We start from the raw sequence: 10,092 nt of genomic DNA, 5'->3' as shown, positions 1-10,092 counted from the left end.
GTTCGTGGTTCCAAAACTTATGGCGGCGCGGCTGCACAGGCCCATCAAAGGGTCCACGAACCACACGAACCACACGAACAAGGTGGTGCTACGACCCTTTAAAGGTGGGCTTCCGCTTTTCGACGAAGGCGGCCATGCCCTCCTTCTGGTCGTCGAAGGCGAAGAGCGAGTGAAACAGGCGCCGCTCCAGGGCCACGCCGGTGGAAAGCGTGGTCTCGTAGGCCGCCTCCACCAGCTCCTTGTTCATCATCACCGCGAGCGGCGACAGCGAGGCGATCTTGGTGGCGGCGGACATGGCCTCCTCGATCAGCTTGTCGGGGGCTACCACGCGGGACACCAGGCCCGAGCGCTCGGCCTCCGCGGCGTCCATCATCCGGGCCGTGAGGATCATGTCCATGGCCTTGGACTTGCCGACGAAGCGGGTCAGGCGCTGGGTGCCGCCGATGCCGGGCGCGACGCCGAGATTGATCTCCGGCTGGCCGAACTTGGCGGTTTCGGCGGCGATGATGAAGTCGCACAGCATGGCCAGCTCGCAGCCGCCCCCCAGGGCATAGCCCGCCACGGCGGCGATCACCGGCTTGCGGAACTGCTCCATCCGCCGGGCGAAGGCGCCGAAGAAGTCGGAGGTGAACATCTGGGCGTAGGTCTTGTCGGCCATCTCCTTGATGTCGGCGCCGGCGGCGAAGGCGCGGTCAGAGCCGGTGAGCACCAGGCAGCGGACCTTGTCGTCGGCCTCGGCGGCGTCCAGGGCGGCGGTCAGCTCCGACAGCAGCTGGCTGTTGAGCGCATTCAGCGCCTCGGGCCGGTTCAGCCTGATCAGGGTGACGGCGTCCGTGGTCTCGACGATCAGGGTCTCATAGGCCATGGCCGGCTCCTCTATATGTAGAAAGCCGGATTACGGCCCCTCGACGGAATAGCCAAGCGCCCGCAGCCGAGCCGGGACGCCATCGGCGGTCAGCAGGTGGCCGACGCCGACCACCACCACAGTGCGGCCCTTGCCCTTCAGCCGCTGGTCCACGACCTGGGTCCAGGCCGCGTTCCGCTCGCTCACCAGGCGGGAATAGAGCACCGGCGACGCCGTCTTTAGGGGGGCCAGGGCGTCCCTCTCCAGGGCGGCGGTGTCGGCGGCCATCCAGGCGGCCACCAGCCGGTCATAGGCGTCGGGATCCCGGTCCATCTGCGCCAGGCTCTCCTCCAGGGAGGCGATCTGGGCGGCGACCGGCGCCTCGTCGAAGAGGGCGATCTGTTGGGCGGGGGTCTCGAAGGCCATCCGCTGGGCGCTGGCCGGCGCGGTGGCGTTCACCGTCTTCTCCACGCCGGAGTCGGTATTGGCCCCCTGGGCGCGGAACTCAGCCCCCGCCAGGGCCACCTCGGCGAACCAGGGCTCCAGCCGGTCCAGGAAGCCGGGGGCGAGGCCGTACTTCTGGCTGGCCCTGACCAGGGCCTGGGCGCCGGCCGGCGTGAGCAGGGCGCTGAGGGTCTGGTTGTTGGGCAGGACGCCTTTCGACGCCGCCAGCCCGGCGATCTCGGTCTCGGCGGCCTGGCCCATGGGCAGCTCAAACCACAGGTCCTCGGCCTGGGAGAGCGCCTGGTCCAGCCTGGCGGGGCGCCAGTCCAGGCCGGGCGGCAGGACGTGCACGGAGCCGAAGATCAGCACCTCGGAATCGGCGTCACGAACCACCCAGACCGCAGGCTTGGCCAGGGCGGGGCCGGCGAACAGGAACGCCGTCAGGGCGAGCAGGCCAAGCTTGAACATGGTCGGGTTATTTCTGGCAAACGGGGCAGAAGAAGGTCGAGCGTCCGGCCTGGACCTGGCGGGCGATGACCCCCGTGCAGCCGTCATTGAGGCAGGGCTGGCCCTCGCGGCCGTAGGCGCGGAAGCGGTGCTGGAAATAGCCCAGGGCCCCGTCGGCGCTGGCATAGTCCCGCAGGGTGGAGCCGCCGGCCTCGATCGCCTCCTGCAGAACCTCGCCGATGATGGCGACCAGGGCCGGCAGTTTCTTCGCCGCGATCGAGCCTGCGGGTTTGAAGGGCGAGATCCGCGCCCGGTTCAGCGCCTCGCACACATATATATTGCCCAGGCCCGCCACCACGCGCTGGTCCAGCAGCAGGGTCTTGGGGCCCTGCTTGCGGGCCGCGAAGGCGGCCTTCAGCCCCTGGGCGTTGAAGGCCGGCGACAGGGGCTCGGGGCCGAGGCCCGCGAACCAGGGATGCTCCTCCAGCCTGGCGGTCTCGATGAGCGCCATGTAGCCGAAGCGACGGGGGTCATAATAGGTGACCCGGCCGCCGGTCTCGGTCTCGAACACCACGTGGGCGTGCTTGGGGTTGGGGTCCTGGGCGTAGACGAAGTCGCCGGGGCGGATCGTCCCCTCGGGCCGGGCGATCTCGAAGCGGCCGCTCATGCCTAAGTGCATCACCAGGGTCTCGCCGCGATCCAGCTCCCCCATCAGGTACTTCGCCCGGCGTTCCAGGCGCTGGATGGTCGCCCCGGTCAGGCGCTGGACGAAGCCCTCGGGGAAGGGGAAGCCCAGGTCGGGGCGGCGGGCCTCCACGCGGGAGAGCCTCTGGCCCTCCAGCACGGGCGCCAGTCCGCGGCGGACGGTCTCGACCTCAGGAAGTTCAGGCATGACCGTGAAGTGGCATGGGTCGGCCGCGCGCTCAAGGAGGTGGCCGCGAGGCTGGCGCGGGCCGGGCTTGCGGTCTAAGACCCAGGACCATGACAGGACCTGCCGCCACCTTCGGTTTCCGCGACGTGGACCCCGCCGAGAAGCCGCGCCTGGTGCGCGGGGTCTTCGACAAGGTCGCCGGCCGCTATGACCTGATGAACGACCTGATGAGCGCCGGCGTGCACCGGCTCTGGAAGGACGCCACGGCCGCGCGGCTGAACCCGCAGCCGGGCGAGGTGATCATCGACTGCGCCGGGGGCACAGGCGACATGGCGCGGCGCTTCGCCAAGATGGCGCGGTCCGCCCAGCTGCGCCGGGGCGGCGACGACGCGGCCATCCACATCATCGACTACAACGCCGAGATGATCGCCGCCGGCCGCGAGCGGGGCGGGGAGCCGGAGATCACCTGGAGCGTCGGCGACGCCCAGCGCCTGCCGCTGCCCGACGCCAGCGCCAACGCCTACGTCATCTCCTTCGGCATCCGCAATGTCACCGACATCTCCGCGGCCCTGCGCGAGGCGCGCAGGGTTTTGAAGCCAGGCGGCCGGTTCCTCTGCCTGGAGTTCTCGCAACCGGCCACCGAAGCCCTGCGCCGCGCCTACGACGCCTACTCCTTCAAGGTGATCCCGGCCATCGGCGAGCTGGTGGCTAAGGACCGCGCCTCCTACCAGTACCTGGTGGAGAGCATCCGGCGGTTCCCCGACCAGAAGGCCTTCGTCGACCTGATCACCAAGGCGGGCTTCAGCCGCGCCGGCTACACCAACTTCACCGGCGGGGTCGCGGCCCTGCACCACGGTTGGGCTGTCTGATCGGTGGGGACCCTGACGGCCACTTGTCGGCTAATGTCGGCCGGTCTTCTGCTCGCGCGCAACGACGCGCTCCTGCCCCGTGAACTGGACGGCCTCTATCCGCCGGGCTTGAAATTCCTCGCAAATCTGTCGCGCATCGCCGCTGGCCCGTCCTCCCGCACCGGCCGCCCCGGCGAACGGCTCGCCAGATCCCTGGAACGCCTGGGCCCGGTGGCCATCAAACTGGGTCAACTTCTCTCCACGAGGGCCGACATCTTCGGCGAGACCTTCGCCCTGGACCTCGCGCGCCTGAAAGATCGGCTGGAGGCCTTCCCAACCGACCAGGCCCGCCGCGAGGTGGAGCTGACCCTGGGGCGGCCCCTCGACAGCCTCTATGCCAGCTTCGAGCCGCCGGTGGCCGCCGCCTCCCTGGCCCAGGCCCATCCGGCCACCCTGCTGGACGGCCGCAAGGTCGCGGTGAAGGTGCTGCGGCCGGGCATCGCCCTGCGCGTCGCCCAGGACGCCGAGGTCATGGCGCTCGCGGGCCGGCTGGTGGAACGCTGGAGCCCGGCCGCCCGGCGGCTGGAGCCCCGGGCCCTCGCCGCCACCGTCATCCGCGCCACCGAGCTGGAGCTTGACCTGCGCCTCGAGGCCGCCGGGGCCGACGAGCTCGCGGGCGTCATGGCCCGCGACGGCTATATGTCGACCCCCAAGATTGTCTGGGAAGGCGTCGGCAAGCGCGTCCTCACCCAGGAATGGGCGCCGGGCGTCGCGCTTTCGGACGACGCGGCCCTGACCTTGCCCGGCCTCGATCGCCAGGCCCTGGCCGATAACCTGATCCGCGCCTTCCTAGCCCAGGCCTTGGACCACGGGGTGTTCCACGCCGACCTGCACGAGGGGAACCTGTTCGTCGCCGCGCCGGACAAGGTCACCGCCGTGGACTTCGGGATCATCGGCCGGCTGGGGGCGCCGGAGCGGCGCTACCTGGCGGAGATTCTCTGGGGTTTCCTGGAAAAGGACTACGACCGGGTCGCCCAGGTTCATTTCGAGGCGGGCTATGTGCCGGGCGGCCACAGTCCGGCGGCCTTCGCCCAGGCCCTTCGGGCGGTGGGGGAGCAGGTGTTCGGGCGACCGGCTAACGAGATCTCCATGAGCCGGGTGCTGATCCAACTCTTTGAGATCACCGCGCTTTTCGACATGAAACTGCGGCCCGAGCTGGTGCTGCTGCAGAAGACCATGATGACCGTAGAGGGGGTGGCGCGCCGGATCTGCCCCGAGCACGACATCTGGGCCGCCGCCGATCCGGTGGTGCGGCGCTGGATGCTGCGGGAGCTGTCCCCGGCGGCCAAGGCCAAGCGGTTCGCCGAGGAGGGCCTGTCGGCCCTGCGCAACCTGGCGCGCCTGCTGGAAAACCCGCCGCAGCCCGCCGTGGCGGTGGTGGAGGTCGAGGAGGCCCACCCGGCCCGCTGGTTCGCCTTTGGCGCCGTGACGGCGGCGGCGGTCTTCCTGCTGGCGGCCTGGCTGCTCTAGGGCAGCCGGGATCTGGCTTCCCATTCTGCAGGGGTCAACTCCTCGACGCCGCCGTCGCCGAACATGGTGATGCGTCCGGGGCGGAAGAGCGCGGTCTTGCCGATGCTGGGCATCTCGGCCACCTCCACCCGCGCCCGTTCCCCCGCCGTCAGATAGAGCAGGTCGCCGGCCCCCGTATTGCGCAAGGCGTGGACCACCCCATCGGTGGGGAAGCCTACGAAGTCGCCGGGGCCCACCGCGTGGGCCACCCCGTCCAGGGTCACCTCGCCCTCGCCCTCCAGGATGAAGATGAACTCCTCCTCCACGGCGTGGTTGTGGGCGATGAAGCTCTCCTTGCCCGGTGGCAGGCGGATGAGGTTCGCAAGCACCCGCTTCATGCCGGTCTGGTCCCCCAGCGGAACCAACTTCATTTCCGAGGCCGGATTGAAGGGATGGCGGCCGGATGGCCGGGACGACCAGTCCAGGTCGCGGCTGCGGATGATACGCCTATCCATCGTCACTGTTGCGCCGGTCGGAGCGGGCGGTCTCGCGCCGGGCCTCGCGGGCCTTCTGTTCATCCCAATAGGCCGCGCCCTCGTCGGGCTTGAACATGGTGCGCGGGGCGCCGTCCTTGTTGGCCACGGCGAAGATATTGCCCTTGGGGTCATAGAACAGGGTGTCCCCGTTCGACCGCTTCAAGGTCTGGGTCCCGGCCGGCGGATGGTCGACGAAGGCGTGGGCCTTCTTCACGAAGGCGTCGAGGTCTCTGGCGCCGAAGTCCTCGCCATTGCGTTCGAAGCTCTTGGCGGCGTTCTCCTGGGCGGTGCCCTGGCGGCTGGCCGACCACATGGGCTTGCCGTCCACCTGGGGCACGGCCTCGTCGCGACGGTCGGCACGGACGTTCGTGCTCGCGTCGCGCCCGCTGTCGGAGGCGGAGGACGCCGGTGTCGAGGGCTCGGAGGCCTTGCTCGCCACCGCCGAGGGTCGCTCGCAGGCGGCCAGCAAAACCAGCGCGGCGCCCGCGCTGACCCAAAGTTTGAACCCAGCCATCGTGTTCTTCTCCCTGCACGGCCAAGTGAAGCGTGGAACAAATTAAGAACAACTTCGCGGGTTTGTCCAGCCGGTCTGTTTGGCCTATGACCGGGGACCATCACCTGGGGGGCGCGAAGCCTTGTCGGAAAAGCGGATTCTCCTGATCGTGGGCGGCGGGATCGCAGCCTACAAGTCCCTGGAACTGGTGCGGCTGCTGCGCAAGGCAGGCGTCGCGGTGCGGCCGATCCTGACGGCCGCCGGAGCCCAGTTCGTCACGCCGCTGAGCCTTTCGGCCCTGTGCGAGGACCGCGTCTATTCGGAGCTCTTCTCCCTGGATGACGAGTCGGAGATGGGCCACATCCAGCTCTCCCGCTCCGCTGACCTGGTGGTGGTGGCGCCGGCCACCGCCGACCTGATGGCCAAGGCGGCGAACGGACTGGGGAACGACCTGGCGTCGACCACCCTGCTGGCCACCGACAAGCGGGTGCTGATGGCCCCGGCCATGAACGTGCGCATGTGGAACCACCCGGCCACCCAGCGGAACCGGGCGACTCTGGCCGCCGACGGCGTCGCCTTTGTCGGTCCCGACGAGGGGGCCATGGCCTGCGGCGAGTTTGGGCCCGGCCGCCTGGCTGAGCCGCCGGAGATCTTCGCCGCCATCATGAAGGCCCTGGAGGGCCCCGCCGCCAAGCCCCTGGCCGGTAAGCGCGCCATCGTCACCGCCGGCCCCACCGCCGAGCCCATCGATCCGGTCCGGGTGCTCACCAACCGCTCCAGCGGCAAGCAGGGCTTCGCCATCGCCGCCGCCCTGGCCGAACTGGGCTGCGACGTCACCCTGGTGGCCGGGCCCGTGGCGGTTCCCACCCCCCTGGGCGTTCGGCGCGTGGATGTTGAGACGGCCCGCGAGATGCTGGCCGCCTGCGAAGCCGCCCTGCCGGCCGATATCGCCGTCTGCGTGGCGGCGGTCTCCGACTGGCGTCCCGAGGTCGAGGCCGGCTCCAAGATGAAGAAGGGCGCCGACGGTCCTCCGGCCCTGAAGCTGGTGGAGAACCCCGACATTCTGGCGACGCTCGCCAACGGGTTCCCCCGCCCCAAGCTGGTGGTGGGCTTCGCCGCCGAGACCGACAATGTCGAGGCCTACGCCCAGGCCAAGCTGGCGAAGAAGGGCTGCGACTGGATCGTGGCCAATGACGTCAGCATCGCCGGCACCATGGGGGGCGACGACAACGCGGTTTCCATCGTCACGCCCCAGGGAATCGAGCGATGGGAGCGAACCGCGAAGTCCGACGTCGCCCGCAAGCTGGCGGCGCGCATGGCCAAGGAGCTGTCTTGAACCTGCCCATCAAGCGCCTGGCGCATAATTCTGAACTGCCTCTGCCGGCCTATGAGACGGCCGATTCCGCCGGCATGGACCTGCGCGCCGCCGTCCCAGAGGGCGAGCCGCTGGTGATCCGCCCCGGCGACCGCCACGCCGTGCCGACCGGCTTGGCCATGGCGATCCCCCGCGGCTTCGAGGGACAGGTGCGCCCGCGCTCGGGCCTGGCCCTGAAGTCCGGCGTCACCTGCCTGAACACGCCGGGCACCGTGGACTCCGACTATCGCGGCGAGGTGAAGGTCATCCTGATCAACCTGGGCGCAGAAGATTTCACCGTACGCCGTGGCGACCGCATCGCCCAGATGGTGATCGCGCCCGTGATCCAGGCCTCCGTGGCCGAGGTCAGCGACCTCGACGAGACGGCGCGCGGGGCGGGCGGGTTTGGCTCGACGGGCGCGGCGTAGCGCCTAGAAATCCATCGCCGGGGCCACAAACCCGCGGATGTTCTCGTCGATGGCCTGCGCCACGGCCAGGGTCTTGGCGTCGCCGCCCTGGGGGCCGATGAGCTGGGCGCCCACCGGGAGGCCTGAGGCCGTGTGGCCGGCGGGGACGGTGGTGACCGGCAAGTAGCAGGCGGTGGCCAGGCCGATCCAGTTCAGCATGGCGCCATAGGGGATGGTCTGGCCGTCCGAGAGCGACAGCCTGCGGCCGTTGAAGGCCTTGTGATTGTGCGGGAAGGCGACCACTGGGCTGACCGGGGCCAGGATCACGTCGTACTTGGAGAACACGGTCTTCAGGCCGTCGCGCAGGCGGCAGCGGACCTCGTTGGCCTCCAGCCATTCGGCGTGGGTGGCGGTATAGGCCCGCACCTGGGCCAGGGCCGAGCGCTCGTCGGCCCCCAGGGTCACGGCCAGCTTGGAGACGCCGCGCATGGCGGCCATCTGCTTGCGCTGGGCCTCGGGCATGTCGGACCCGATGATCGATCCCAGCAGCACCTGGTAGGCGGCCATCAGCTGGTCGGTGGGGACCGGGCTGGAGATGATCTCGATCTCCGCCCCGGCCTGTGCCACTTGCGTGACGAAGGCCTCCAGAACGGTGCGGACTTCACCGTCCAGGGGGAAGTCGTCCGCCTCGATCCAGACCCCGATCCTGGTCTTGGTGAGATCGGCCGCCGGCGCCCTGGCGGCCACTGGGCCATTGGCGATCAGGGACAGCAGCAGGCGCAGGTCGCGGACCGAGCGGGCCATGGGGCCGATGACATTGAGGTCGCGCTCGGCATGGGCGCCCGGATGGGGCGGGACGTGGCCGATCTGGGAAACCAGGCCCCAGGTGGGCTTGTGGGAGAAGACGCCGCAGAAGCTGGCGGGCACCCGCAGGGAGCCGCCGATATCCGAACCGATCTCCAGGGGGGTGATGCTGGCGGCCAGGGCCGCGGCGGCCCCGCCCGACGAGCCGCCGCTGGTGCGCTCGAGGTCCCAGGGGTTGCTGGTGGCGCCGTAGAGGTCGTTGTAGCTCTGCCAGTCCCCGGCCATGACCGGCACATTGGTCTTGCCCCAGATCACCGCCCCGGCCCGTCGCGCGCCGGAGACCGCGTCCGCGTCCTCGCAGACCCGATGGCGAAAGCGGTCCAGGCCTGCTGACGCCGGCATGCCCTGGACGTCCAGGGTGTCCTTCAGGGTCATGGGCAGGCCGGCCAGGGGGCCGAGTTGGCCGTCCTTCACCCGGGTGTCATCGATGGAGCGCGCGCGCTCCAGGGCATGGGCGAGGTCGGCGTTGACCACAGCGTTGATGTGCTTGTGCAACTGCTCATGGCGGCCGAGCGCCAGCTTCAGCAACTCCTCAGCGGAGATGCGCTTGCTCTGCAGGGCGGCGAGCTGGCTCGTGGCGTCCTGGTTGAGGATGTCTCCGGCCATGGGTTTTTTCTCTCAACGGTAAGAAAATTATCGCCTCATCCCTTGAGGACGTCCTGCATGTCATAGGCGCCGGCCGGCTGACCGCCCACCCAGAGCGCGGCCTGGACGGCGCCGCGGGCGAACAGGCCGCGGTCGCGGGCCGAGTGGCTGAGCGTCAGGATTTCGTCTTCGGCCGCGAAGATCACCGAGTGCTCGCCGATGATGTCGCCGCCGCGCAGGACGGAGAAGCCGATGTCGCCGGGGGTGCGGGGGCCATTGATCCCGTCGCGGCCCCGGTCGGCCACGTCGTTCAGGTTCACCCCCCGGCCTTCGGCGGCCGCCTCCCCTAGCATCAGGGCGGTGCCCGACGGGCTATCGACCTTGCGTCTGTGGTGGGCCTCGAAGACCTCGATGTCATAGTCGCTGGCGGCCAGGGCCTTGGCCGCCTGGGTCACCAGGCTCACCAGCATGTTGACCCCGAGCGAGAAGTTGCGGGCCCGCACGATGGGGATGACGGCCGCGCAGGCGTCGATAAGAGCGCCGTCTTCGTCGGAGATGCCGGTCGCCCCGATCACCAGGGCCGGGCCGCCGCGCGCTGCGCAGTGCTGGGCCAGGGCCACGGAGGCCGCCGGCGTGGTGAAGTCGATCACCACGTCGCAGGCGGCAAGGGCCTCGTCGCGGCTGACCAGGCCCTGCGCCGTGACGTCCGGCCGGTCGAAGCGGGCGGCCAGAACCACGTCGTCGCGGGTCTCCACCACGGCGGCGATCGCCTGTCCCATGCGGCCCAGGGCGCCAGCGATGGCGATGCGGATGGGAGCGGTCAGCGGGGTCTCTCCAACGTCATACGGAATTCCGTAAGCGCTTGTCCCGCGAGCCTGGCGGTTGGGTCA

Annotated in this window: 11 protein-coding genes; 4 read left to right on the top strand and 7 right to left on the bottom strand. The window is 69.9% G+C overall.

The window, feature by feature from the left end:
• Positions 1 to 88: 88 nt before the first annotated feature.
• Genes RMO97_RS07060 through mutM form a run of 3 tightly spaced genes read right to left on the bottom strand, consistent with a single transcriptional unit; the run spans position 89 to position 2,627 of the window.
• The gene (locus RMO97_RS07060) at positions 89 to 865 is read right to left on the bottom strand and encodes an enoyl-CoA hydratase (RefSeq protein ID WP_310539889.1); all 777 of its coding nucleotides are present in this window, start codon (positions 863 to 865) and stop codon (positions 89 to 91) included.
• Between the two features lie 30 nt (positions 866 to 895).
• Positions 896 to 1,756, bottom strand: coding sequence for a TraB/GumN family protein (locus RMO97_RS07055; protein ID WP_310539888.1), 861 nt, complete (start codon positions 1,754 to 1,756; stop codon positions 896 to 898).
• 7 nt (positions 1,757 to 1,763) lie between these two features.
• Positions 1,764 to 2,627 (bottom strand): bifunctional DNA-formamidopyrimidine glycosylase/DNA-(apurinic or apyrimidinic site) lyase, encoded by an 864-nt coding sequence (mutM, locus tag RMO97_RS07050; protein ID WP_310539886.1) that lies wholly within the window; start codon positions 2,625 to 2,627, stop codon positions 1,764 to 1,766.
• 89 nt (positions 2,628 to 2,716) lie between these two features.
• On the opposite strand from mutM, the gene RMO97_RS07045 reads away from it, so the two are divergent.
• Together RMO97_RS07045 and ubiB are read left to right on the top strand one after the other, a co-directional pair.
• Complete coding sequence (locus RMO97_RS07045) at positions 2,717 to 3,475, top strand: class I SAM-dependent methyltransferase (protein WP_310539885.1); 759 nt, start codon at positions 2,717 to 2,719, stop codon at positions 3,473 to 3,475.
• A 3-nt stretch (positions 3,476 to 3,478) separates the two neighbouring features.
• Positions 3,479 to 4,984 (top strand): 2-polyprenylphenol 6-hydroxylase, encoded by a 1,506-nt coding sequence (gene ubiB, locus RMO97_RS07040; RefSeq protein WP_310539884.1) that lies wholly within the window; start codon positions 3,479 to 3,481, stop codon positions 4,982 to 4,984.
• Here the strand turns inward: ubiB and RMO97_RS07035 are convergent.
• Both RMO97_RS07035 and RMO97_RS07030 read right to left on the bottom strand, forming a co-directional pair.
• Positions 4,981 to 5,478 (bottom strand): cupin domain-containing protein, encoded by a 498-nt coding sequence (locus RMO97_RS07035; RefSeq protein WP_310539882.1) that lies wholly within the window; start codon positions 5,476 to 5,478, stop codon positions 4,981 to 4,983. The genes ubiB and RMO97_RS07035 overlap by 4 nt on opposite strands.
• Positions 5,471 to 6,013, bottom strand: coding sequence for a hypothetical protein (locus RMO97_RS07030; RefSeq protein WP_310539881.1), 543 nt, complete (start codon positions 6,011 to 6,013; stop codon positions 5,471 to 5,473). Before RMO97_RS07030 ends, RMO97_RS07035 begins: the two co-directional genes overlap by 8 nt.
• A gap of 121 nt (positions 6,014 to 6,134) precedes the next feature.
• Between RMO97_RS07030 and coaBC the strand changes: the two genes are divergently transcribed.
• Both coaBC and dut read left to right on the top strand, forming a co-directional pair.
• Positions 6,135 to 7,328 (top strand): bifunctional phosphopantothenoylcysteine decarboxylase/phosphopantothenate--cysteine ligase CoaBC, encoded by a 1,194-nt coding sequence (gene coaBC, locus RMO97_RS07025; RefSeq protein WP_310539880.1) that lies wholly within the window; start codon positions 6,135 to 6,137, stop codon positions 7,326 to 7,328.
• Positions 7,259 to 7,774: a dUTP diphosphatase gene (gene dut, locus RMO97_RS07020; RefSeq protein WP_409035295.1), complete on the top strand. Its 516-nt coding sequence runs from the start codon at positions 7,259 to 7,261 to the stop codon at positions 7,772 to 7,774. Before coaBC ends, dut begins: the two co-directional genes overlap by 70 nt.
• A gap of 3 nt (positions 7,775 to 7,777) precedes the next feature.
• Here dut and RMO97_RS07015 read toward each other — a convergent pair whose 3' ends face one another.
• Both RMO97_RS07015 and dapB read right to left on the bottom strand, forming a co-directional pair.
• Positions 7,778 to 9,223: an amidase family protein gene (locus RMO97_RS07015; protein ID WP_310539878.1), complete on the bottom strand. Its 1,446-nt coding sequence runs from the start codon at positions 9,221 to 9,223 to the stop codon at positions 7,778 to 7,780.
• A 35-nt stretch (positions 9,224 to 9,258) separates the two neighbouring features.
• Positions 9,259 to 10,026 carry a 4-hydroxy-tetrahydrodipicolinate reductase gene (dapB, locus tag RMO97_RS07010; protein ID WP_310539891.1) on the bottom strand — a complete coding sequence of 256 codons (768 nt, stop codon included), beginning with the start codon at positions 10,024 to 10,026 and terminating at the stop codon, positions 9,259 to 9,261.
• Positions 10,027 to 10,092 lie beyond the last annotated feature (66 nt).

This window comes from Phenylobacterium sp. (genome assembly GCF_031425575.1).
Classification (GTDB): domain Bacteria; phylum Pseudomonadota; class Alphaproteobacteria; order Caulobacterales; family Caulobacteraceae; genus Phenylobacterium.
This window is presented reverse-complemented; position numbering and strand designations above follow the sequence as displayed.